The organism is Pseudoalteromonas sp. MB47 (genome assembly GCF_011319765.1).
In the GTDB taxonomy this organism is placed as follows: domain Bacteria; phylum Pseudomonadota; class Gammaproteobacteria; order Enterobacterales; family Alteromonadaceae; genus Pseudoalteromonas; species Pseudoalteromonas simplex.
In genome coordinates this window covers 44865-69653 of the sequence record NZ_VFBD01000026.1, presented here as the reverse complement: position 1 = coordinate 69653, position 24789 = coordinate 44865, and the positions used below count along the sequence as shown (strand labels likewise).

Genomic DNA, 24789 nt, shown 5'->3' with positions numbered 1-24789 from the left:
ATGGGTTTACACGTGTAAGCTCAAACGCTATTTTTTATCCCAAAATGGTTAACAACTAAAGGCTGACAATAAAAAGCCCAACTAAAAAGTTGGGCTTAGGTGTAAATGCTGAAGGAATGCTTTATAGCTCATCCTCGATAGGGAATAACGAAATAAACCACACTTGAAAGCGTCGCCAAGAAGACGTTTGTGGCTCTTCATCAAATTGCTCATTACTCACTGTGTCGAGCCAAACTAAATCATCATCCTTTAAATCAACTTTCCAAGCATACTCAGCCATATCAGTATCAACCCACTTTGATAGTGATCGACTTAATTTAGAGCTGTTGATCAATACACCCATTTCAGTATTTAAATCAAGTGAGCGAGGGTCAAGGTTCATGGTACCGACAAAGATCTTTTCATCATCAAAGGTCATGGTTTTTGCGTGTAGGCTTGCTTGTGATGACCCAGTAACCTTACGCCCTGCTTTGCGCTTAACGGCCATCAAGTCACTTGGCTTTAATTCCCAAAGTTTTACCCCTCCAGAAATTAAATCTTTGCGGTACTTTTTATATCCTGCATGCACAGCTGAGACATCCGTGGCGGCTAGTGAATTTGTTAGCACAGTAACGTTAACGCCCTGCCGCACCCAGTTTGTTAGCAACTTAACGCCTTGCTCTTTGGGAATAAAGTAAGGCGAAATGATAATAACTCTTTGCTGTGGTTGCCCAAGTCTTTTAAGTAAACGTGGCGACATATTTGACGACTTTTCACGTACATCATTTAAAACCTTATCAGGATGGTCAAAAAACAGCTCTGAGGTTTGCCAGTCAAATGTAATTTCGTCATCAAGCAAGCGTTTAACAAACTCGCTTTCATGCAGTTGCTGAACATAATTGCTCTGTCGGTTTTGTTCAACATAGCTCGACAATGTTTTAGTGATATCTATGAGTGATTGTTCATCACGTTTACCGTGTAAATCTTCAACTGGGTAAGACAATTGATGATTCCAATATAAATCAAATGCTTTTGATGCATTTGGAACAATTTCACCAACACTCATAACATCTAAATCAATAAACTCAGAATGATCTTCAGCCGAAAAGTACGCATTACCAATGTTTCGCCCACCAGTAATAAAAATACGATTATCGACTATAAAGCTCTTATTATGCATGCGCCTAGAAAGCTGTCTAAAGTTGGTAATAAAGCCGAGCGCCCTAAAACGACGGTTAGGGAATGGATTAAATAATCGAACTTCAATATTAGGGTGAACAGCCAGAGCGGCTAAATCAAGCTCACTGTCGGCTTGCGATAAGTCATCGAGCAACAAGCGAATTCTTACCCCCCTATCTGCGGCTTTTAATAAAAAGGCCGTAAATAAAATGGTGGTTTGCTGCCTGTGGTATAAATAGTACTGCACATCAATGGTGTGCTCTGCAGAATCAATGAGCGCCAACCTAGCTACAAAGGCATCGACCCCATCTGCTAAAGGATAAAACCCTGATAACCCAGGATGATTATTACCCACTGCATCTCCTATGGTACTGGGTGTATCTGCTGCAATGGCATAGCTTGGTTGAATGGACTCTCGTGAAGGTAATTGCGCGCAGCCCGCGGTGATTAAAATGAGTACTGCACAAAAAAGTGATTTTGAAGAGTCTATTATCATGGCTTCCTACCAATGACCGTGTGATACACGTATCTGCTTTGTTATAACCCTAATAAATGAAGGGGTTAAAAGCAAATAAAAACTCGTAAGTATGGGGATTAATTAGAACAATTAAACAAAGGAAAAATTGTTAAGCACGCATGCTTAAGAGCAAGTAATTACGCTACTTGCTCAGTGATATCTGCAATTTCGATCAGTTTGCGATTAAGAATTTTTTTACAACAACCGCAACACTTGCCGCACTGGCTACCCACTTGCAGCTCTTTTGATAAATCGCGCATCGTCATAGCGCCATCATCAATTGTTTGTTCGATTTTTTTATCAGTCACACCATGACATAAACAGATATACATGAATGCAAACCACTCTCATTTCTCTTGATGGTCAGCATATTAATCTAAACGGTAATAGTTCGCAATAGTGTTATAGGCAATATTTGCATAACTTTTATACCAATATTTCATAAATGGCACACAGCTAAAAATTTTCCCTTATGATTTGGGCAGTTAGTTAAAGGCGAGTAAAGAAAAATTTTTAACTTTTTTGAGGGGTGGTTAGTGTTGCAGTTGAAAGAAAAAGAGAGGATGGCTCAGATACAGAGCATTAGGCGATGAAAAAACAAAGAACCCAACACTTCAACAACTGGAAAAACACGCGCCTTGATTATGGGAAGAGCAACTCGTCCTTAGCTGCTTTTAAAAGTTCATCCCATCCCTCAGGTGGATGACCAGAATTTAACATCTTTTCGAATACTTTGTAGGCATCGGTTTTACTACCGTATGCACGTTTATTATTTTCATCATTGACCCATGCATAAACGATGATTTTTGACCCTAAATGATATCGAAAAAACAAACGGTATTGTTGGAAGAACTTTGCTCGAAACCAGTGCTTGTTATCATCACCTAATGTGCTTCCTTGACGAAACTCAGGGCTGGTAGGATCGTGCGGTATTAGTTCAAAGATTAACCGTTGAATAGCGGCTAATCGTTTCGTGGCATTTTTTTTAAGGTAGCCCTTTGGATCTTTATTCCGAAGAGCCTCAACTTGAACTTTAAGGCTTATGTATTGCTCTTTAAACAATGGATGAGTGTAAAGTGTCCAACCATTTACGGCCATTGGTATCGTTTTTTGCAAACTTACTCGTCCTCATCCAATAACGGAGCATCTAAATCGATTTCAACACCTTCAATCAACACATCAACGTTTTCTCGCATACTTGCTGATAACGGTTCTATTCTTTCAGGATGAGCCTGCATATCACGCGCTATGAATGATAAAAACTCGCCAAGTACAGGATCGCTTTCTTGCACTGCTGCACGCGAAATAACAACGCTGCCATCAGATTGAATCGTGTATTTAATTTTATCTTTTTTACCTAAGTGCAACGCCTTACGAACAGGGCTAGGCACCGTAGTTTGAAAACGGTCTGTCAATGTTGATTCAGTTTCTAAAGCAACTTGTGCCATAACAACCTCTGCCTTTTATTTGCTTCATTAGCTTTGATTTTAGTACGAACGAACAGGCAATGCAAATGCATTACCCTTTAAAAATGAGCTAGAAAATACTCAAGTTGCTTAATGCTGTAAGGGGGGACTTGTCTAGACCTCAGCTAGCTGAGTGTGCGCTCATTCCCTTACGGTGTAACATGATACAAAGCACCTGCAAACTCTAATCGTAGTGGCCTAGCCATCCTTTCACGTATCAATCTTGGTTAGTTAATAACTAAAAATTAGGCTTCAATATGCTAAAGGGCAAAAAGAAATACCTGAGCCTATTGGTTAAATTAGCAGATAAAAGAAAATCAGCTCCCACTGGCTTTCGTTTGCTTGGCTTAGGTTGCTCCCAAGTTGAAGGGGCAACTTAACTAGAAGTTAATTACACTGTTTCCTTGCTGATCTGTTATTTATTATCCACAACTACAACATCTTCAACTTTTAAATAAACCAATACTGGTACCTTTCTTCCAGCCTTTTCATATTGAAACTCAATTTCTTGCTCTTTGCTTATTAACTTCGAAACTTGAGAGCAATCAACATTCCACAATTTTGAAGTAAAGTTTATTGGAGATTCAAACTCCTTACTTACTACTCGTATATTTAATACGTTACTTGACCTCCAAATATCTTCACAAGATATGTCGGTCACTTTCCCTGTAGCAAGATAGTACTTCCTACCTTCTCCACAAGAGATAATAAAACAAACAAATAAAGCTATAGTAATTAATCGAATCAATTTCCTGAACCCCCCGTTGTGCAGCATTAACGCTATAAGCTGATAAGTATGCGTTTGCAGCGCTAGAGGCGCTAATAGTTTGGTTAACACTTAATGCTCTGAACATATTTGTTGTAGCACCAGCTCCAGTTAAAGCTCCGGGAACATTTACGTCAATAGCCGCAGCTTACCTCGCAGTTTCTGCATCCATGCCAGCCCCCATGAAAGCTTTTTCGGTACCTCGCTGTACTGGATCATACCCAGTTGTTTGCTCCAGCATATCACTAGCTCCTACTGTTGCAGCAGTGGCGGCTAAGGCACATCCGGCCCCAGCAGTAAATGCACAAGTTCCCGCACCTGCTATTGCGACAGTATTGACAGCAGTTCTAGCAGGGTCTTCAGCTAAAGAACTCATTGTATTAGATATACCGTTACCAATATCGCTCATTACCCCTTCTATTGAACTTCTAAGTTGAGCCGCTCCATCAGCAATACTTCTGAACCACTTAGCCAGTGGAGCATCAGGTGATTCAAACTTAGGGTGGTTGGCGTCATTATACGCTTTCATGAATGCAGCAGTTAAAGCACCGTTAGCAAACTTACCTCCTGTAACCTGAATAACTGTACCACCGACAACAGCAGCAACAACTCTTGCACCCGTATCCTTGAAGGCTGCATAAATCTTGCCTCCTGCCATACTTGATACGCCTGCGGCAGCAAAACCATGTCCAAACTTACCGCCAGAAAGGACACTGCTTATTCCCCCAGCCATCCCTCGAATAAGTTCTTTTCCAAGTATATTTTGTATCCCGTTATTGGCAATTAACTCACCTGCACTGTAGAAAAGCGCCCCGCTAAATGCACCAACTAATGCCCCCTTTAGAGAGCCAGTTGCAACATAACCAGATAATGCACCACCTGCAATTGCCCAAGCTAACCCAGCTCCAGCAGTCATCACTGTAATGCCTATTTGAACAATCGTTTTCCAATACTTTTTCACAAACTTTTTGAGAGATTTAAAGAAATACCCACTCGGATCTGTATAACTCATCGGGTTATTCAACACGTAACTATAGCGGTTATAGCTTTGACTGTTACCCGGCGCCTGAATATGCGGATCAGCCTGCAAGAACCTACCCAAGGTTGGATCGTAGATCCGACCGTTCATATGGATAATACCTAAATCCGATATTTCTTTGTGACCTGTATAACCTTTACTTTCCACGGGGCTTTGTTGATTCAACAAAGAAACTAATGAGCTACTAGTATAGAACCGATTTTGTTTCCCCCACGCATCATAGTTTATGTGCTGAATAACACTGCCATTCGCGTCTGTTACCGTCACGGTAAAGCCTAGATGGTCCTTATGCGTATATAAAGTTTTACTTTGCTTAGCATCCGTACTGTCAATTACTACAGTATTCCCAACATAGTATTTGTGTTCAACATTTCCTGAAGGCAATGTTGAACGCTCATATAGCCCTTTGAGATATAATGTTTCCACACATGGGTCAGGTATTGCCTTTTGCCACTACCATACTTCATGCTTGAATTGTGCAGCTTGAAATAATCACCCAACTCTTTTCTTTGCTCGACAATTACAGCTAACTTACGCCTTGATGTTGCTTTAGATTTTCCAAATAAGGGGTAACATTTTATCGATTTAAATCCATTTTGGAGCTTGTGCTTGCCCATCGTAAAATGCCCAACACGTTGAGAACTTCTATTAAACCATTGCTTATAAACAACATTGGACTAGCTAAAAGGCAAAAAGAAAGACCTGACCATTTTAGTGACACTTTTTAGATGCTACGCTAGTAACGCCTTTTCATCAAAGCCCTGCTCATGTAATTTGACTACAAGCTGTTCAAGCACGTCATCTTTTTCAGGGGCTACAGGCTGCGTTAATACTAAAGAAGTAACATTGCCAAAACCAGGGTGCTCAAAATCAGGGTTCTCAAGGCCATGTTGTGCTCTTAACGTTAACAGCATAAGTGCAGCATAAGGCGTAAATTGCCAGTTCATATTATCGAACTCAAAAAACATCTTACTCGGTGGTGATGCAACCTGAGCGACTTGATCGTCACATAACTGATTTAGATAAGCGGTAACTTTTGTTAAGTCTGTACTATCCCAGTTATCTATAATAGATTGGTAAGCAAAATCATCTACGATCGGTTTTAGGGTATTGCCACCTTCTACCTTATCAAACAACAGGATAATAAAGTCACCTATATGACTTTTCGAACGGTTTATCCAATTTTTCATGTAACCATTTTGAAATAATTTATAAAATTGCTGCGCATAATCATACTGATGTGATAAAACAGCTGTAGCTAATTGAAATACACTTCCAGGTGATATCACTCTTTCATTATCTTCCCCGAAGCGAATAACACAGCGCTTTTGTCTTATATGAGCAATAGTTAGCTGATAATACCCATAGCTCAAATAATATCCCAACTGCTCGATATTGAGTACGCTACCCTTCACTAAACTAGCTTGTGCCTGCATTTCATAAAAATAACCTGGAATTGACAATTCAACATTAAGCTTTTCCCAAGGAGCAAAAGGTAAACTCTCATTAAAAAATTCTTCACCTTTTGTTTTGCCATGTTCTAAGTAAAAAGTAATTCTCGTTATATTTCTATCGTAGACATTTCTATACTTTTCTGGGTTTTTAATTGCTTGCTTACGCTTACGTAAAAATTTTTCTAATATTTTGTCCATTATTTACCAACTGGGGTCATTGAGGTTGTAGCTGTGTCAGCAAGCATCTAGGGGTCAGGTCTTGCTTTTTGCCACTACCATACTTCATGCTTGAATTGTGCAGCTTGAAATAATCACCCAACTCTTTTCTTTGCTCAACAAATACCGCGCACTTTAGCCTTGCTATCACTTTAGATTTGTCAAATTGAAGTAACACTTTGTCGATTTCAAGCCACTCTGGAGCTTGTGCTTGTCCATCGTAAAATGCCCAGCACGTTGATGACTTCTATTAAACCATTGCTGATATACAACTTTGGACTAGCTAAAAGGCAAAAATAAAGACCTATCCCTGTTTGTTTTTACTAAAAATATTCGGAATAAATCCACTCGTGAACTTTTCAAAGGCTGGTTAATAATGTTCCTAATGGGTTTTAATTCACAAAACCTGATATTTGATCCAAGCAGTTATATTCAGGGTCTGAAAGTGGGCTTAATCTAACTACTTTCTTAATTCGTGGGGCTCTACTTTTTTCATGGCTAGAAATAATCCCCTCCACTATAAGCAATCTCTCATTGCAATGCTTAATAAAATCTTTTGTAACATCACCATAAAATGGGAATACCAAATACTCCATTGAAAAACTATCTGCACTCTCGAGATCTTTATAAAAACCTGCGAAGTTATAAAAAGCTGTTAAAGTTACTTTTTCACCTACTAATTTTTCATGGCTTTCAAATAAATTACTCCAAGTTATTTGCTTATAACCATCATTCCTAGCAGATACTTGAATGGCAGAGCTTAGTGTTAATAATAAAAATATAAATTTTCTCATCTTGATATTCTCCTGTATTACTTGAACTTTGACGAGCATCAAATACATGCACATTGCTTCTATCCATGAATGTAGAATCCATGTATCTGGTCTTTCTTTTGCCACTATAATACTTCATGCTTGAATTGTGCGGCTAAAATAATCACCCAATTATTTTCCTTGCTCGACAAATAGCGCAAATTTTCGGCTTGCTATCGTTTTATATTTGCTAAATAGGAGTAACATTTTATCGATTTAAATCCATTCTGGAGTTTGTGCTTGCCCATCGTAAAATGCCCTACACGTTGAGAACTTCTATTAAACCATTGCTTATAAACAACATTGGACTAGCTAAAAGGCAAAAAGAAAGACCTGACCTGATTGGTTTTATTATCGTTGATTAAGGTTCCATCTTTAAAAAACCTCAAACTCATACTAATACAAATCTTCACTATATTGAGCTTGGTTTGTTGTGGTCACATCCACAGTCCCCCTGCAATTGCTTGGATTATTACACGCCCATACGTTGCATTGGTTTGAATTTTCCCAACACCTTTCTAATAGCAGCAGTGATAAAACTATGTTCAAATTTGCCCCCCTTGTAGATCTGATAGAACGCCTCCAGCAGTTGTTTGCTTGAGTTAAAAAGATCACATCCTTGCTAACATTTACTTTCTTACGCTCAACTCAAAAATCAGGTTTTCATTTTCTTCTCTAAGGTAAGCAATTTTAACAACTCGCCCCTCTTGGATTGTATCTGAATCATGCTTTCTATTCGCAAAAAAGGAGTTTTCTGTTCCGTAATCATTGTACTTAAAGCGTACTCCATCAACAGTAAAAGCCTCTTCTCTACTATTTCTTTCAACAAGTTGAATATCTTCAATAGTTCCTTCAACTGTAGAATAATCTCCAGAATCTATGTCATTAGATTTTAATGCTAGACCATAAAATGACAGTGACTGCATTACAAAAAAGCCAAATACAAATAAGAAGCCAAACCAGAAGTTAACTTTCTTTTCAAACTGTAGTTTATTTTCGTACCAGTATTTTATTTTCGGGCAGCACAATATTAGTAGAACAGAACAAATAAGTGAAAAATAAAACCCAAGCCTGGTGCCTGAAAAATCAGACTGAAAATAAAGTTCATACATTAACTAAATCTCCTATGGCTAATCTATGGGCCGAAGTTGCCGTATGAACCATGCTAGTTTCTTTTCCCCGAGCCAATATCGAACGAACACAAAATGGGTTCAGGTCTCTCTTTTTTACCTAAATTAAAGACTAAACTGAAGTGGTTATTATGATTTAGAAGGAAAATGTAGTTCGACCTCTTTGGATAGATAAAAGCTACTTACCATTATTCTTTATTTTTAAAGCTTAAATCATTATGACAAAAAGCATCTATTAAACCATCACTATCCGCTTTATTTATTTTTGCTTCTACTGAGAGAACTATAATAAGATAGTTATAGGTATACTTACCTTCATCAGTCATTCGATTAAGTTTATACCCAACCAAAAATTTATCGCCACCTCTGTAATCCAAAAGTGATATGCTGCAACTTGTTGTATAGCTAATCGAAAATACTAATGAAGCTTTAGCATCTTCGAATTCATCATAGCTCGAAAATAGAGGCACTGAGAAACTATCTATCACTCCAGTGTATTCATCAAAAGCTTTTTGTTTATCTAAAAATGAATCTACTTCAGAATTGACAATATTGATAAACTTTTCTACTGAAGGTTTAATATCATCGAATTCAATACTTGTGTTTCTATTCTTAAAGAAAGTCATATCCTCAGCAGTGTAACCATATACTAGGCATTTGTTTGCTGCAAAAATATCACCTCCGATTCGGCCTAACAGATAAGAGTCTTCACAATATTCAGATATAGGCTGTAACGCCATGCAAATGCCACTTTGGAATAAAAGGATAAAAATTAAATACTTCATAGTATCTCCACCATTTAACTTGAGTCTCTTCGATTAGCTCAGAAAAAAACTGTTACGTTTTTTGGCATAGTGCTTAACCATAATCCACGAAAGAAAAACAAGAACCGACTCCTAGCTCTGTTGAATTCCATTCAATTTTATTAAAAAAAACATAATGAAAAACATTACTGCAATTGCTATAGATGAGTATTTAATGGCTTTACAAGCCCACACTTTGTCTTCCCGATAGGATTCAACTCTGAACAGCTTAAAACCATGATAAATTGCACCTGTTCCACTGTAGTAGTTTATGAAAAGCTCTTTTTTTGCGTATTTTGGAGCTAAGATAAACAAAACCATTACAAACAAAAATAAAACAGCCGAAAGTACCATCAAAATAATAAGAAAATAATCTATCATTTCACCAGTTCACATTTTCATATTTATCAGTAACTTACTATACCAATAAAAAGCAAGTTATGCTCCAACCAAACTTAAACACAATCTGGTGTTTTTAGTTGATAGTAAAGCACTGCGTTTGCTATTTTACGTCTAACACTAAATCAGTAATCGAGGACACATGGAAGCGCCTACTTTTGAATTAACCCGTGATAACTTTAACTCAATCTTTTTTCAGACTTTCATAAAAACGAAAGTGCAACCTGAAATACCTATCATAAGATGCGCAGTGCCTTTACCGAAAGCACAGAAATTCAAGGCAAAATTAATTACTGCCGTTATTTTCATTATTGCTTGCCACCTTGTTTGGAAAACACAATCCGGTTCAGGTGCAATTGCCGCTGTGGTCATTACTTATCTTAGTTATTTTTTAATTCAGATGTTTATTGCCAATAAGCGTTATTTCATCCATGAATCTCCCTTGTGCGAAATTAAAATAAACAAAGAAGAGGTTTACCTGCCTGCACTTTTATTCGATGACAGAAAAGCACGAACACTTAAAAGAGAAGATTTACTTAATGTTGAGGCCGTATGGAATTTTACACGCACCAAAAGCGGCTACGATATTAACGATCCACAACCTAGGCGTGCCTATCTATTTTCTGTTATTTTTAAAACTCGCTATGGTGATTCAATTCCTTTAAATGACTGGAGCTTAGAACATCCTGAGCTTTTCAAGACACTTGTTGAGTATGATTACCCAGTCACTATGATCAGAACAGCCAAACGCGGGTCACCAATAACAGTTCACATAAAATGGTTCTTCCTATTTACCTTTATATGTACTCTCATCTACTCACTTATAAAGTATGTAATTTAGCGGACTTATAAATATGCAATTGGCAAAGTAACTGCGAACAAGCGCTTTGCCTTAAACTTACGCTTTATTGTTAAACAGCATACCAGAGTGATTACTAGACGTAGGAGCAAACAAAGAGTTTATCATCGTAGAAACATTACTTTTTACGGCAAGCTGGACTGCATTTATTTCTTCATCAAGTTGTTTATTAAGCTCTAGTAACTCACTTTCTCGTTGTTCTGGAGCTAGGTCTTTATTGCTTTTTAAACTATTAATCTTATTTTGTAACTCCTTTATTTTTACTACTAGCTCTTGTTGTGTTTGTGATGTCTTTGATTGAGCTTCTGCTTGTGGATCAGAATCAACGCCCGCTTCTTGTTGTTTAGAGCCTTGAAGGCTTCTTGCTCTTTCACTTGCTGGGTTTAGCTCATTTTTATTTTGCTGATCTAATAATCGCTCTTTTAGGAATGAAGATGTGTACGAAGTTAGCTGCATAGTTTTCCTATCGTTAATTTTTTGGCGTTTAGCTATAAACTTTTTAAAATCAAACTAGATGCACGATCCGTACCCATTTGGAACCCAAAAGCCATTATACGGCTAAATATGTCAAATCCTCTAAAGTTAGCGTTATTAAACTTTAACTTTTGAATCCTCATTTCAAATAAACCAATACTAAAGAACTACTTTTTAACTTTTAAACAACCTTTTTTGATCTTTTTTTAAACACCGTCCGTACGCCTTATTGAAGTGGACACGTCGTAACGTCCGAACATACAAAGATATAAGGAAGAACGATGAAATACATACTCCTGGCTAGCAGCTTACTTTTTCTCACCGCGTGTAGCGATGATGATGACGATAATACCGAAGTTGTTACCCCACCCCCAGTTCAAGAATTCACTCCAAGTAAAACCTATTCTGTAACTTTAAGTGGCAAACAAGAAGTACCAATGAATGACTCAATGCAAACAGCGACTGCAACGGTAGAGCTTGACGAAAGTTTAATGCAATTTCGTGCAACACTTGATGCAAACTCAGTCGAAGGTTTTAGCGCAGCACATATACACGACGGCGATTTGGGCGCTAATGGTGATGTTGCTTTTGCATTTGAAGCCACTACCGATGGTATGTATGAAGTCGCAATTACCGACCTTGATGAAAGTCTAATTTCTGATTTAATGGATGGCGATTGGTATATAAACCTTCATACTGAACAGTACGCAAACGGCGAGCTTCGTGCGCAAATTGTGCCAGATACAACGAGTATCATGACGTTTGTTTTAAATGGCGATCAGCAAGTGCCTATGAACGACAGTGACGCAATGGGTTATGGCTATGCATCTTATGATAGCGCCACGACAGAATTACGGCTTCGCGCGGTGACTATGGGTGTTGATGACGCTACAGCAGCTCATATCCACACGGGTAAATTAGGCTCAAATGGTGACGTATTCGTAACTTTAGAGCAAGACGACGAAGTCATGACTGACTGGGTTGTACCAGAAAATACCATGATCGACAGCGACACTCTGGCAGTACTTTTAGACGGCGGTCACTATGTTAATGTTCATACGCCTGAATTTGCCGGTGGCGAAATTCGCGGCCAAATCTTAACAGACAACTATGCAGTTGCGACCTTTGACTTAAGTGGTAATCAAGAAGTGCCTATGGTCAGCACCATGGCTGATGGTGATGGTTATGCCCTTGTTGATACAACAGACTACAGCGTAGAGCTTACTGTTGTAACATCAGGCTTAGACGATGCAAGTGCTGCGCATATTCATACAGGTCGTATCGGGACTAATGGCGATGTATTAGTGGCTCTTGAACAATCAATGGACGACAGTAACGTCTGGATGACACCAAGCAACACACAAATCAACGCGGATATTTTTGCAGTGCTGGCTTCTGGCGGTCACTATGTCAATGTTCATACACCTACTAATGCTGGCGGCGAGCTTCGTGGGCAAATCCTAACCAGTAACTATGGTTTTACGAGCTTTAAACTAAGCGGAGAGCAAGAAGTTCCTGCTGTCGAATCTGATGCAAGTGGTGAAGGTTATGCATTAATTAACATGGATAACTATGGCTTAGAGCTATTAGTAAACACAATGGGTGTTGATGATGCGACAGGTGCACACATTCATACTGGCCGAATTGGCACCAATGGCGACGTTCTAGTAGCGCTTGAGCAGTCAACAACTGATGCAGGCATGTGGATGACGCCAGCAAATACCATGATCAACGCAGAGATATTTGAGGTACTTGCGTCAGGTGGTCATTACGTTAACGTACATACACCTGCTAACACGGGTGGCGAAATTAGAGGTCAGATCCTAACAGATAACTATCAACTCGTTACTTTCCCACTCAGTGGTATGCAAGAAGTTCCAGCCGTTGATACGATGGCATCAGGTAGTGGTTATGCCTTAGTTAACATGGATAACTACCATTTAGAATTAAGAGCGTTAACCGAAGGTGTGAGTGACGCCACTGCTGCTCACATTCATACAGGTCGTATAGGCACCAATGGCGACGTTCTTGCTGCGTTAGAGCAATCAAGCGATAACATGAACTTATGGCAAACACCTGAAAACACCATGATTAACGCAGATATTTTTGCAGTACTTGCATCAGGTGGTCATTACGTTAATGTGCATACTCCTGCTAACCCAAGTGGCGAACTTCGCGGTCAAATCCTTACCGACAACTACGTGTTTGTCACCTTTCCGCTAAGTGGTGAACAAGAAGTACCTGCGGTCACAACGGATGCGTCTGGCGATGGTTATGCGCTAGTGAATACCAATGATTACAGTGTTGAGTTGCAAGTGCTTACATCAGGTGTAAGCGATGCAACTGCTGCCCATATTCATACCGGTGTAGCAGGTGAAAATGGCCCAGTGTTAGCTCCACTTGTACAAGACAGTGATGATATGAATCGCTGGATGAGTAGCACTGGCTTGATGATAGACGCCGATATCTTTTCAGTTTTAGCTTCAGGCGGTCATTATGTAAACATTCATACCCCTGCAAACCCAAGCGGTGAGATACGAGGCCAAATTCAATAAATATTAAATACAGAGGCCAACATACTTGGCCTCTTTTACTTACCTTTCAAGCTCAATTAATTTCACAATAACATCCCTCGGCGTCTGAATTAATAAACTGGCTATTAAAACCCGCTCGTAAGTTTGCAATTACTAACTCAACAAAGCCATTCTGACTTGAACACGCGAGTCCTTTTGATAATGGCCCTGCATACACAAGCTGTTGATTTTCAGAAACAAGTACTGCCGCAGGTTGAGCGGGTAATATTGCAGCAACCGCAGATGTTGGTTTAAGTTTTATTACTTCAATACCTTGCTCTGCTGCATAGCTGCTAAGGCTTATTATGTGCGGTTGTGAACGCTCTGAGCATACACAGGTATTTTCATCAATAATGTACAAGGTATCTGTATGGGTGATGCCAAGTCCCATACTTTGTTGAAATGTAGTCAGCCAGTTAGCTGTGGCCAGCTTTTTATCTGGATCAAAGGTGCTTGCTTGTTGAGCATAAGCAAATACCAAGGCTAATGCTACAGAGGCAACCCAGACTAGAGTTGCCATTATCAGCCATTTGCTATTTGAATTTAGCAATACCTTGCTCCAGTACATCGATACTTACATCAATTAACTGTACGCGATCGGTGAGTTTTTCAATCATCAGATTATCGTTGGCTTGGTTAGCAATTAAGGCTTGTGAATTATCGGCAATAGCACGCGTATTACCCGCTTGATTTTGCACTACATGTGCAACCGATTGTGAGCTGCTTGCAGCAACATTCACCTGCTCTGTCATCTCGGTAATTTGCAGTTTCATCTGCGAACTAATGGCCGACAACTGCTCTATAAGCGCAACACTACCCTGCATCGACTTAGTTGATGAGGCGCTATTTTGCATCAAACTTTCAAGCGTATTGGTTATTTTATCTGTCGTGTGTTTACTGCGCGTTGCCAAGTTTCTCACTTCATCAGCCACCACCGCAAAGCCACGGCCTTGTTCTCCAGCACGGGCGGCTTCAATTGCAGCGTTTAGTGCAAGTAAGTTTGTTTGCTCAGCAATTGACGAAATTTCATTGAGTAATTCTGAGATATGCGAACATGCACTAACCAGCTGGCTAATATTTTGGTCAGCCTCTTGAAGATTATTAGCAAGCTCAGCTGTTTTGCTGTCGGTATTCGCCACTTCATTGAGTGCCTCTGTAGCACTTAAATGGAGCTGCTCAAATTGTGTTTGTAGTTCATTACTTTCTTGTTCAACTTGGGCAAAGCCTTCGGCGACTCGCTCGCCTGACTGCGCGATATCTGCAGATAACTGCTCACGATGAAGTGCTTGCTCATGTAACTCGTCGTGTACTTCAAGCAATTGTTTAGACTGATTTTTTAAAACACTACTTTGGCTTTGAACATCACCGATCACACTTGATACAAAACCCAGTAAGCGGTTAAAGCCCGCCACGGCTTCACTGTGGGAGTCGTCTGCTCTTAAACTTATATTAATGCTGTTTTCGTCAGCCATTATTTGCTCAGTCGTTGTACTTAACGATAAGCCAGAACTGCGTTCGCGGTGAAGGGTTTTAGCAATGTAACCCGCTACAATTGCTTCAACAATGGCATACACAGCATGGATAAGTACGGTGCTAAAGTACAATCGGTCTGGGTCAAAAACATATAAGCCAACTTCGTTGATCTGTAAAAAATAAAAGCTCAAATGGTGAACGGCCACAAAAGCAAGTGCAGTTATAAACACGCGCCATTCAACAAACATGATCAATACGGCCATTAAAATGAAAATTTCAAAATGTACTTCAATGAGGCCGTAGCTTTGTTGGATGTGTAAAAACGAAAACATCATGCAACCGGCAGCAACAACGTGGGCTGTTAATTTGCTCGTTGGGTATTGATGGAGCATCCAAAGTGGTAAAGACAGCAATAATAAACCAGTTACTACACCCGTTATCAAGGTCGAATAGATAAAGCCTAAAACCAAAGACTCAACAAACAATAAAAGGAACAAATAAGTAAAAAGGCGGCGCACACTCGTCATAGATAAAGCCTTAATGATTAAATACTTTACAAAAATACAATTAATCGAGCCAATACGGTTCGAACCGCATCGTGGTTCACTTTATTAATTGCAATAATGCTCTAAATTGATCGGTCCCTGCTTTTTCTAGCCATTGAAATATCACACTTTCTGTACAGGTAATAATAGCACCTGCTGCCAATAGCTGCTTAATTGCTAACTCTTTGTGTTTTTCGTTGCGTGATGCAATGGCATCTTCAACCACAAACACCTGATAGCCATTAGCAATTAAGTCTAAACAGGTTTGCAGTACACACACATGCGACTCTGTACCCGTCACCACTATTTGCTTACGATTGAAGCCAGCTAATTGTTGGTTAAATTGCGCTTCTTGGCATGCGCTAAAATGTATTTTGTGATAGCAATTATTACCATTTATGAAGGGTAAAAGCTGTTCACTACTTTTACCTAACTTGGTTGGGTTTTGTTCAGTAAATAAATACGGAATGTCTAAAGCTTTAGCTGCATTTATCAACTTTTCGGTGTAATTAACAGCTTGGCCAAAGTCGCTTATGACAGGCTCAAGCCCTGCTTGAAGGTCAATAATTAATAACAAGGCATGATTCTTTTGACTTATAAATGAATGACGCATAACTTTCCCTTAGGTTGCCTATGGGCTATTTATAGCACAGCTAACACTATGTTGTACCTTAATTAAACATTTACTAATTTATCTTTTCAGCTGACTCAATAACATTCATAATTGTGCTATATTTTGTTAAAAATTATATGCAAATAATAATTTAGGGTTAATCAGTCGGTGCCTAAACTTTTTCTTTTGATATTCAATTTGCTGTTCTTCACGCTCACCTTTTCAGTGAATGCACAAAACTATGCTTTGCAAATGCAGCGGATCTCTACAGATGAAGGGTTAACCCAAGGTAGTGTTACTAAAATCGTGCAAGATGATTTAGGCTTTATTTGGGTTGGCACTTATCAAGGCTTAAATAGATATGACGGCTATCAAGTAGCCGCTTTTGCTGGCGAATATATGCTTGATCAACGACAGATCACTTTTATGACTAAAACCAGTGATGGCAAGATTTTTGTGAGTACTGAGTTTTCAGGTGCTTACTTCATAAACCCAAAAACACTCAGTGTCGAAAAAGTCTATTCAGGAAAACTAACCCCTGAAGATGTTTATTTTTCCCCTATTCTTGCACTCGAAGAAGATGACAGTCATTTCTTTTTCGCAATCAATCAGCACCTTTATTCTTACCATAAGCAAACCAAAAAGTTTTTGCATGAGTTTTCAATCGATAAGCAAGATGACTTTATTCGTGCTTTAGCTCTGCATGATAATTTTTTATACATTGGAACAACCGCAGGACTTTTTTCAAAAAACTTAGTGGATGATCATGTTTCTCGTATTGAGCTTGCTGATGAAAATAAATTAAATAACGATAATAAAAACGCAAAATTTTTGCATCTGGATCCTCAATTAGGTCTGTTAGTTGGTACAGTCGAAGGAATGTACAACATTCCATTTAATGCAGATAAACTTCTCGCAGTAGATAAAACCAAACTATTGGTTCCTGAATTAAATATTTGGGATTTCGCATCTAGTAAATTTGGTGAGTATATTGTCACTGAAAAAGGCTTATTCGAATTTAATAGGGAAACTCTATCCGCCGAATTTATTTTGAGCTATGAGCAAAGTAAATTTTTAATGACCGACAATACAATTGTCGACGTGATGATTGATAAAACAGGATTGCTATGGCTTGCATCTCGTTCGCAGGGAGTTTTTACATGGTCCACCTTAGCAAGGCGTTTTAAGCATATCGAATCAACGTCTACTTCTGGTAATGTCAACAATAGTGTTTGGGCGGTATTGCAAGACAGCGAAAACATTATTTGGTTCGGCACCGAAAATGGCATGCTGAAGTATAACCAATTAACAAACTCCATCAGCCCTTACCTAGTTAATGACGATATAAAAGCCTTTCATGGAGAACATGCTGTATATGGCATTGCACAGGCAGAAATAGAACCATCTGAACGCTTTCTGTGGCTTATGAAGTACAGAGGCTTAGCGCTCTTTGATAAGATCAGCGGTGATTTAGTGCCTTTAAAAGGCAGTAAAGAAGTGATTAATATATTAGAAAATGAGCCAAGTTGGGGCTTTCATACTTTAGGTTCAGATCAATTTGCATTTATTACTCAAGAAAACTTTTATCGCTACAATGGTAAAACAGGTGAATTACGAACTATTAAGGGACTAAAAGAACAAGTCGATATTATCAATGCGCACTCTTTTTTAAAGCCGCTCTCGAGTCACCCTAACGACTATTTGTTAAGTATGTCTGGCCATTTGTATCGTTATAATGAGCAAACTGAAAAATTGACACTTGTTTATCAAGTCGAAAACTTCAATCCACTCACATTTTCTGTGATTGATGATTGGGTTATTGACCACAATGATACACTTTGGCTGGCTTCATCTAACGAAGGGTTAATTGCTGTTGACTCTCACTCCTACGCTGTTAAACATCGCTTAGGCACTCAATCTGGTCTCAATGCAAAATCAGTGTATGGCTTACAAATCGACCGCTTTGGTTTTTTATGGGCTAGTTCGCAAAATGGCCTGTATAGAATTGATTTAAGTTCAAGAAGTGTCAATTCGTATTTTATCCGTGATGGCCTTTCAGCTAATGAGTTTAATGTTGATGCCGATGCAACGCTAGACAATGGCCAAATTGGCTTTGGTTCGACAAGGGGCTTATTGTTAATCGCACCTGAAGACTTTTTAACTTCACCAACAGAATTAGATGCGATAAATACTGAAATTACTCATGTTTCTTTGCTCTCTCGCGAGCTGAACTATCATCCATACAAATATATCAATAACCCTCTTCAAATGACTGCTGAAGACATCGGTCTTGAGGTTAGCTTTTCTAACTTTGATACTATCAATAAGGATAAAACAACTTATAAAGTAACTTTAGAGGGACCAACGTCATTAAATTACGACAAATTAACCACTAACAAAGTATTTTTTACCAAGCTACCTCCCGGACAATATATCTTGTCTGTTGCTTCTAACTCCGAGAGCTCCAAAGTCAGTTCAGCAACAAGACAATTACAGTTTAATATTGCCTATGCACCTTGGTCTTCACCAGTTGCGATAACAGGTTATGTGCTGCTCATTTTTGCCATACTCTTTTTCTTTTTTTGGCAATACAGAGCACGTCAACAAGTACTGAATAAAGCGCATGCTGATGTTGTTAAATCGCAACAACAAACTGAATTAGCACTGAGCAGTAACAAAAGTGGGGTATGGGAAGCCAATTTAAGCCAGCAAACGCTTTTAAATAATCGCTTTGTGACAGAGCTGGGTTACCACAAGAGTAACGAGAGTTTAGCCCTCATTGAGTTCCTTGATTTTATTCATCCAGCGGACCGTAGTGCCTACTTAAACCATTGGAATGCCTTTGCAAAACAATCAAATCAAGAACAATGGAATATCACCTACCGTTTAAATCATCAAAATGGTAAGTGGTTATGGTATCAGGACATTGGCCGTGTCGTCGAAGTTGATGAAGCAAATAAGCCAATAAAAGTAACAGGTATCTATACCAACATTACCGAACAAAGAGCAAATGCACTACAAGCAAGTGTGCTCGGTGAAGCTTTCAGCCAGATAAATGACTGGCTTTTAATTTTAGACAGCCAGTTAAAACCATTTTCAGCAAATACAAGCTTCAGTGATACGTTTGATATTACAGGCAATATAACTGATCTAACAATTAAGGACTTTGTTCGCACAATAGGTAGGGCTCAGTTCTTAAGATACATCAATGTGTTAAAAACATTAAAACCAAAACAAAACTGGAAAACAGAAGCTTATATACACACTCAAAAAAATCCATCCCACCCTGTTCATATCAGTGTTACTGCAGTTGCGAAAGATAATCAAGCGATTAGTCATTATGTGATTGTTATTTCAGATCTTACAGAACAAAAGCGTGCTGAAGATGAGTTACGTTATTTAGCGAATTACGACCCATTAACGGGCTTACCAAATCGTTCATTAATGCATTCAAAAATCAATAATTGTATAAATCATTCTAAAAAGCATAACAAGTTAGCAGCCTTGTTATTTATTGATTTAGATAAATTTAAGCCAGTGAATGACTCTTTTGGCCATGCTGTTGGTGACCAATTGCTGTGCAATATTACGCAACGTGTAAGTTTACTTTTACCTAATAATGCAACGGTTGGTAGACAAAGTGGCGATGAGTTTTTAGTGTTAGTCAAAGATCTTCATTCGCCTCAAACGTTGAGCGAATTAGTTAAGCAACTTACACAAGAATTAGCAAATAAAGTCATTATTGACGATTTTTCTATCAATATTTCAGCCAGTATTGGGGTTGCACTCTATCCTTTTGATGCTAAAACAGCTGATGAGTTAATACGCAATTCTGATATTGCCATGATGCATGCCAAACAATCTGGGCGAAACAATTTCAAATACTTTACCGAGCAGATGAATAACCAGCTCACTAAAAAGTTATTACTCGAAAATGCGTTAAAAGATGCCTTTAAAGATGATGAGCTTTTTAATAATTATCAGCCAATTGTTAATGCTAAAACGAAGCAAATTAATGGTGTTGAATTATTAATGCGCTGGAAGACAGAACAAGGTTTTATTTCACCTGCTGAGTTTATCCCTATTGCAGAAGAAATTGGTTTAATCGATGTACTTACAGAACAGGCTTTAAATCGAGCTTTAACAGAATTGCAGCCAATTTTAAGATCAAACCCTCGGTTTTACCTTTCTTTAAATGTATCGCCAACGCACATATTAAAGGCGAACTTAACCGAAAGACTCTTGTTGATCCTGAATAATTTTCGCATTAAGCCTGCGCAATTGCGCTTAGAGATTACTGAAAACACATTACTAGAAGACAAAGATAAAGCCTCAAAGCAGCTACGAAAGTTAAAAAATGCGGGTTTTAAACTATTACTTGATGACTTTGGTACCGGATATTCTTCACTGACTTACCTCAGTCAGTTTCCAATTGACGTCATTAAAATAGACCAAAGTTTTGTGCGCAATATTGGGCATGATCGAAGTAACGAATCAATTATCAAAACAATCCATGCGTTATCCGCTAATTTAGGCCTTTATTGTATTGCCGAAGGCGTTGAAACTACTGAGCAAATTAAATTTTTACAACACATGGGCTGTGATGACTTTCAAGGTTACTACTTTGCAAAACCTATGCTTTCTGAAGACCTACTTGCAGAACAAAACTTGCAATCTATTGTTGCTCGTTTAAAAGAGCTTTAAGCCATTTGTTTAAACACGCATATAATTGGTCTTTATTAATTGGCTTTGAGATAAAATCATCCATGCCAGCAACAAGGCAACGCTGCTGATCCTCTTCAAATGCATTCGCAGTGATGGCAATGATTATAGCCTGACCATACAAGTGCGGGTTCTGTTTTATTTCTTTTGTACATTGATAGCCATCCATATTTGGCATTTGGCAGTCCATAAGGATAATATCAGCTTGATAACTCTGCAGTATCTCAAGTGCTTCAAGGCCGTCATTTGCTTGTTTGAGATTACACTCAGTGGAATGCAGCATCTTTTTCAATACAATTTGATTAACTGGGTTATCTTCAACTAGTAAGATATTCAAACCTGCTAATTGGGGCGTCGCAGTGTTTTGGTTATCCACTGAGGCTGAATTACTAATAATTACAGGCATCGTGATGGTGAACTCACTACCAACGCCTTCTTGACTTGTTAGCTTAAGCTCCCCTGCCATTAACTCAATAATTCGCTTACTAATGGTTAGCCCAAGTCCCGTTCCGCCATATTTACGTGTGGTAGAAATGTCGGCTTGAGTAAACTCGGTAAACAGTTTTGCCTGCTGCTCACTTGAAATCCCGATGCCTGTATCACGAATGCTGATCTGCATTCGGTCATTAACCATAGTACAGCTCATGGTAATGTCGCCCGACTCTGTGAACTTGCCAGCATTACTCAAAATATTATTTATAACTTGGCTAAACCTTAAAGGGTCTAAACTGATACAACTTGGTACAGAGTCACTAATGTTAAGCTTAAACGTCACCCCTTTTTTTACGCTTGTACTACTAAACACCTTGGCAATTTGTTCAAGTAACTTAGTTATTTCAACTGCACGATACTCTAATTTTAAAGCACCCGCCTCTATTTTGGAGAAATCTAAAATATCATTTAAAATCAGCAGTAAGTTATTCGCACTTTGATGGATCATCACTAACTCTTCGTGTTCTTCTTCTGCTAAATCTTTATTATCTAGTAACAGCTGAGTCATCCCTAAAATACCATTTAGCGGAGTTCGAATTTCGTGACTCATATTAGCCAAAAACTGAGATTTAGTGCGGTTAGCATTATTTGCAGCCCGTACAGCTTCAACCAACTCATTGGTTTTATCATCAACCTGTTTTTCTAGTTGTGCATTAAAGTCTTTCAGTCTTACGTTTAGTAATTCATTTTCGTGGTTCGCTTGATGTAGACGATTGAAGCTCAGTGCGAGCTTATTCGCAAGGCTCGAAAATTGTGATTGCAAGCGGCTCACTTCTAACCAAGTTTGCGGTAAATACGTGTCAGTATCAGCATTTTCTGGCTCAAATTTATCAATTTGTTCAGCAAGTTTGCGTATCGGTGTTGTCAGCCAACGACTTAGTTGAGTGATGAAAACGCTTGTCAGTAAAATAATAAAAATGATCATAACCAATGACTGTCCCCATGCATTTACAGCGACATCATTCGCGTGTTTTCGGTTTAGCATGGTCATAACCATCCAATTATGGTCAGCTAAGCGCGCTTGCTTAGCATAATATTGCTGCTCATTGTGTGCATCAAATATGATAAAACGCTCTTCATTCGCAAATGAATCAATCTCTTCATTGCTTAGTTGTTGCATCTCTTTAAAATCATCGATGGTGCTAAACACAACTTTATTAGCCGCATCGAGTATTAGTAAATCACCTTGATGACTAAATAAACTTGGACGTAAACTAGCAAAGTAATCAAACATCAGCGAGCCTTCGACCACGCCAGTAAACGTATCCTCAATATAAATAGGCGCTGAAACCGCAACAATGGGCAGAGAACCAAAACCACGCCCTTTAAAAATAGTCGAGATATAACCCTGCTTATTGGACGGTGCATGAATAAAGTAATCACGATCTGCAACATTTGCGCGAATGTTTGACTGCTGCAAACTTACAGCTAATGATTGGGGGTAAAAATGAGTAACATCTGCAAAAGCATCAGTGATGATTTGAGTTCTAAAATCTGGGTACAGATTAGCCATATTCTCAAGTGCAACCTGTTTGGGTAGCCCATAAGCAATACTTTTTGCGGTTAGAACCACTCCTTTTTTATGGTGCTCTAAATGCGAATCGATAACTCGCGCTATTTCATTCGCTTTTTCATTAAGTTGTGCGTTAACCTCATACTCTATGCGAGCATAGTGATTATTAGTCAAAACAATTGAAGTGAGTATTACCACTAAAATGACTAACAAGCTAACCACGTAATTAAGTATTTTATCCAATGAGGAATAATATTTGTGCCAAGAGTATCGACTAAAGAAAAAGCTTAATAAATCTATTACAGACAAGTAAATAACTGCATTTAAACAGTACTTAGCCAATGCTATCAACAGAGTGAGTGTGGGTAATGCTAAAAAATAGTGCCCAAATACCCAAAGAATGGGTGAACCTATAACAAACCAAAAAAGCATCCCTCTTAAAAAGACAGGACGCGCCTTAGACAGGCAATATAATTGTAAAAATATAAGCTCTAAGGCAAAAACAATGGATGGCCAAGCATGGCCCCAGCGATAGAATATGAAGCCAGTACTAATGATAAAGGTGATAATTGCATAGCGCCAACCGAGTAAAAGCAGGCTTAAAATGACAAAAAATTGCCCAAGCAGAAACTCAGAGCTATCCAAAAAAAATACTGGCAATAAATTAACTAGACCTGCAATGCAACCAAGCAACAGCGCAGCTAAAAAGTTAATATAAAATGGCTTATTTTGTAGCAAAAAAGGCATCCTAACACCCTAGCGATACCTTTAAATTAAAAGAAAATTAAACATTTTGCCACTTTAATTAACATAATGGCATTCATGACTTTCGATTTGTAAAACACTTTTGTTTACTTTAAAGCGTGAAAGCAATAGCTGTTCTACTTTAAGTCGACACGCCTCATCATGCTTTTCCACGGTACAATGCTGCTTTAACACCACATGTGCTCCCACAACAATATCTTTGTCTTGGCGCATTACCGTTACATTATGCACATTTTGAACGTGTTCTATTGATGCAATACTTTGCTCAATAGCTGCTACATCAGGAAGCTTACTACGGTTTTCCAGTAACCCTTTAATACAGCGAATAATCACTTTAACCCCAGTGAACAATACAAAGATCGCTATGAGCATACTCGAAATAATATCGATTTCTGCCCACCCGGTTAAGTAGATTAAAATTCCAGCAAAGAAAGTAGAAACTGTCGAAATTAAGTCAAAGAACGAATGGAGAAATACCGCATATACATTAATACTTGCCTTACGCCCTTTATACAAAACCCATGCAGCTGCGCCATGAAACAAAAATCCAATAGCAGATATAACTGACATCAAATAGCTATTGATTTGTAGTTCATGCCCATCACTGTGATGGAAATAACGTTCTCCACCTTCGTAAAGAATAACTAAGCTAATGCTTAAGTACAAAACACCATTGATCAAGCCACCGGTCAGTTCAGCTCGTTGGTAACCATCGTTAAAGTTTTTTGCAAAGTAAATCGCCATGCTTGAAGCAATGAGTGCAATAAATAAAGAACTGTTATGAACAAACAAATGCCCAGCATCAGCAAGTACAGCAAGCGAATTAGAATAATAGGCACCAATGATCTGAATAACCATAAACGAGCACGTTATGGCTAAAGCAATTAACAAGCGGCGTCTAGAAGCTTGATGTGTTGTAATATCTGTCATGAAGAAGTGGAAAACCTATTCGCTGGAGATGGAAATGATATAAAGTCGCAATTGTAATACGTGACGCGGC

The 24789-nt window shown here is 38.6% G+C and carries 19 protein-coding genes; 3 read left to right on the top strand and 16 right to left on the bottom strand.

What is annotated here, in order from left to right; translation table 11 throughout:
- Nucleotides 1–121 precede the first annotated feature (121 nt).
- From IMPJCBKJ_RS14225 to IMPJCBKJ_RS14180, 10 genes are all read right to left on the bottom strand, one after another.
- A complete protein-coding gene (locus IMPJCBKJ_RS14225) occupies nt 122–1654 on the bottom strand; it encodes a phospholipase D family protein (RefSeq protein WP_166340764.1) in 1533 nt (510 codons plus the stop codon).
- 158 nt (nt 1655–1812) lie between these two features.
- Entirely contained in the window at nt 1813–2007 is a 195-nt protein-coding gene (locus IMPJCBKJ_RS14220) for a (2Fe-2S)-binding protein (RefSeq protein ID WP_054554573.1), read from the bottom strand.
- Nucleotides 2008–2317: 310 nt separating this feature from the next.
- Nucleotides 2318–2791 (bottom strand): type II toxin-antitoxin system YhaV family toxin, encoded by a 474-nt coding sequence (locus tag IMPJCBKJ_RS14215; protein WP_277343945.1) that lies wholly within the window; start codon nt 2789–2791, stop codon nt 2318–2320.
- A 2-nt stretch (nt 2792–2793) separates the two neighbouring features.
- Nucleotides 2794–3123, bottom strand: coding sequence for a type II toxin-antitoxin system PrlF family antitoxin (locus tag IMPJCBKJ_RS14210; RefSeq protein ID WP_062565737.1), 330 nt, complete (start codon nt 3121–3123; stop codon nt 2794–2796).
- A gap of 433 nt (nt 3124–3556) precedes the next feature.
- Complete coding sequence (locus IMPJCBKJ_RS14205; protein ID WP_166340763.1) at nt 3557–3979, bottom strand: hypothetical protein; 423 nt, start codon at nt 3977–3979, stop codon at nt 3557–3559.
- Between the two features lie 76 nt (nt 3980–4055).
- The gene (locus IMPJCBKJ_RS14200; protein WP_166340762.1) at nt 4056–5372 is read right to left on the bottom strand and encodes an RHS repeat-associated core domain-containing protein; all 1317 of its coding nucleotides are present in this window, start codon (nt 5370–5372) and stop codon (nt 4056–4058) included.
- A 305-nt stretch (nt 5373–5677) separates the two neighbouring features.
- A complete protein-coding gene (locus IMPJCBKJ_RS14195) occupies nt 5678–6598 on the bottom strand; it encodes a hypothetical protein (protein ID WP_166340761.1) in 921 nt (306 codons plus the stop codon).
- 410 nt (nt 6599–7008) lie between these two features.
- Nucleotides 7009–7515, bottom strand: coding sequence for a hypothetical protein (locus IMPJCBKJ_RS14190; protein ID WP_166340760.1), 507 nt, complete (start codon nt 7513–7515; stop codon nt 7009–7011).
- 542 nt (nt 7516–8057) lie between these two features.
- Complete coding sequence (locus IMPJCBKJ_RS14185; RefSeq protein ID WP_166340759.1) at nt 8058–8540, bottom strand: hypothetical protein; 483 nt, start codon at nt 8538–8540, stop codon at nt 8058–8060.
- A 206-nt stretch (nt 8541–8746) separates the two neighbouring features.
- A complete protein-coding gene (locus IMPJCBKJ_RS14180; RefSeq protein ID WP_166340758.1) occupies nt 8747–9343 on the bottom strand; it encodes a hypothetical protein in 597 nt (198 codons plus the stop codon).
- Nucleotides 9344–9902: 559 nt separating this feature from the next.
- Here IMPJCBKJ_RS14180 and IMPJCBKJ_RS14175 point away from each other — a divergent pair.
- Nucleotides 9903–10601, top strand: coding sequence for a hypothetical protein (locus tag IMPJCBKJ_RS14175; RefSeq protein WP_166340757.1), 699 nt, complete (start codon nt 9903–9905; stop codon nt 10599–10601).
- A gap of 57 nt (nt 10602–10658) precedes the next feature.
- On the opposite strand, the gene IMPJCBKJ_RS14170 is transcribed toward IMPJCBKJ_RS14175, so the two are convergent.
- The gene (locus IMPJCBKJ_RS14170) at nt 10659–11075 is read right to left on the bottom strand and encodes a hypothetical protein (RefSeq protein WP_166340756.1); all 417 of its coding nucleotides are present in this window, start codon (nt 11073–11075) and stop codon (nt 10659–10661) included.
- Nucleotides 11076–11374: 299 nt separating this feature from the next.
- On the opposite strand from IMPJCBKJ_RS14170, the gene IMPJCBKJ_RS14165 reads away from it, so the two are divergent.
- The gene (locus tag IMPJCBKJ_RS14165) at nt 11375–13648 is read left to right on the top strand and encodes a CHRD domain-containing protein (RefSeq protein WP_166340755.1); all 2274 of its coding nucleotides are present in this window, start codon (nt 11375–11377) and stop codon (nt 13646–13648) included.
- A gap of 52 nt (nt 13649–13700) precedes the next feature.
- Here the strand turns inward: IMPJCBKJ_RS14165 and IMPJCBKJ_RS14160 are convergent, their stop codons facing one another.
- From IMPJCBKJ_RS14160 to IMPJCBKJ_RS14150, 3 genes are all read right to left on the bottom strand, one after another.
- Complete coding sequence (locus tag IMPJCBKJ_RS14160; protein WP_166340754.1) at nt 13701–14186, bottom strand: DUF6436 domain-containing protein; 486 nt, start codon at nt 14184–14186, stop codon at nt 13701–13703.
- Nucleotides 14187–14199: 13 nt separating this feature from the next.
- Nucleotides 14200–15666, bottom strand: a complete 1467-nt coding sequence (locus IMPJCBKJ_RS14155; RefSeq protein WP_166340753.1) for a methyl-accepting chemotaxis protein — start codon at nt 15664–15666, stop codon at nt 14200–14202.
- Nucleotides 15667–15742: 76 nt separating this feature from the next.
- Entirely contained in the window at nt 15743–16297 is a 555-nt protein-coding gene (locus IMPJCBKJ_RS14150) for an isochorismatase family protein (protein ID WP_054554587.1), read from the bottom strand.
- Nucleotides 16298–16549: 252 nt separating this feature from the next.
- On the opposite strand from IMPJCBKJ_RS14150, the gene IMPJCBKJ_RS14145 reads away from it, so the two are divergent.
- Nucleotides 16550–21001, top strand: a complete 4452-nt coding sequence (locus tag IMPJCBKJ_RS14145) for an EAL domain-containing protein (RefSeq protein ID WP_166340752.1) — start codon at nt 16550–16552, stop codon at nt 20999–21001.
- Here IMPJCBKJ_RS14145 and IMPJCBKJ_RS14140 read toward each other — a convergent pair.
- A complete protein-coding gene (locus IMPJCBKJ_RS14140) occupies nt 20973–23246 on the bottom strand; it encodes a response regulator (protein ID WP_346774165.1) in 2274 nt (757 codons plus the stop codon). The two genes, IMPJCBKJ_RS14145 and IMPJCBKJ_RS14140, sit on opposite strands and share 29 nt — an antisense overlap.
- A gap of 579 nt (nt 23247–23825) precedes the next feature.
- Nucleotides 23826–24719, bottom strand: coding sequence for a cation diffusion facilitator family transporter (locus tag IMPJCBKJ_RS14135; protein ID WP_054554589.1), 894 nt, complete (start codon nt 24717–24719; stop codon nt 23826–23828).
- Nucleotides 24720–24789 lie beyond the last annotated feature (70 nt).

Coding starts and splice junctions, on each gene's coding strand:
- IMPJCBKJ_RS14195 (WP_166340761.1), bottom strand. CDS start 6,598: ATGGACAAAATATTAGAAAAATTTTTACGTAAGCGTAAGCAAGCAATT.
- IMPJCBKJ_RS14135 (WP_054554589.1), bottom strand. CDS start 24,719: ATGACAGATATTACAACACATCAAGCTTCTAGACGCCGCTTGTTAATT.
- IMPJCBKJ_RS14150 (WP_054554587.1), bottom strand. CDS start 16,297: ATGCGTCATTCATTTATAAGTCAAAAGAATCATGCCTTGTTATTAATT.
- IMPJCBKJ_RS14160 (WP_166340754.1), bottom strand. CDS start 14,186: ATGGCAACTCTAGTCTGGGTTGCCTCTGTAGCATTAGCCTTGGTATTT.
- IMPJCBKJ_RS14165 (WP_166340755.1), top strand. CDS start 11,375: ATGAAATACATACTCCTGGCTAGCAGCTTACTTTTTCTCACCGCGTGT.
- IMPJCBKJ_RS14155 (WP_166340753.1), bottom strand. CDS start 15,666: ATGACGAGTGTGCGCCGCCTTTTTACTTATTTGTTCCTTTTATTGTTT.
- IMPJCBKJ_RS14180 (WP_166340758.1), bottom strand. CDS start 9,343: ATGAAGTATTTAATTTTTATCCTTTTATTCCAAAGTGGCATTTGCATG.
- IMPJCBKJ_RS14210 (WP_062565737.1), bottom strand. CDS start 3,123: ATGGCACAAGTTGCTTTAGAAACTGAATCAACATTGACAGACCGTTTT.
- IMPJCBKJ_RS14185 (WP_166340759.1), bottom strand. CDS start 8,540: ATGTATGAACTTTATTTTCAGTCTGATTTTTCAGGCACCAGGCTTGGG.
- IMPJCBKJ_RS14170 (WP_166340756.1), bottom strand. CDS start 11,075: ATGCAGCTAACTTCGTACACATCTTCATTCCTAAAAGAGCGATTATTA.
- IMPJCBKJ_RS14225 (WP_166340764.1), bottom strand. CDS start 1,654: ATGATAATAGACTCTTCAAAATCACTTTTTTGTGCAGTACTCATTTTA.
- IMPJCBKJ_RS14220 (WP_054554573.1), bottom strand. CDS start 2,007: ATGTATATCTGTTTATGTCATGGTGTGACTGATAAAAAAATCGAACAA.
- IMPJCBKJ_RS14145 (WP_166340752.1), top strand. CDS start 16,550: ATGCAGCGGATCTCTACAGATGAAGGGTTAACCCAAGGTAGTGTTACT.
- IMPJCBKJ_RS14175 (WP_166340757.1), top strand. CDS start 9,903: ATGGAAGCGCCTACTTTTGAATTAACCCGTGATAACTTTAACTCAATC.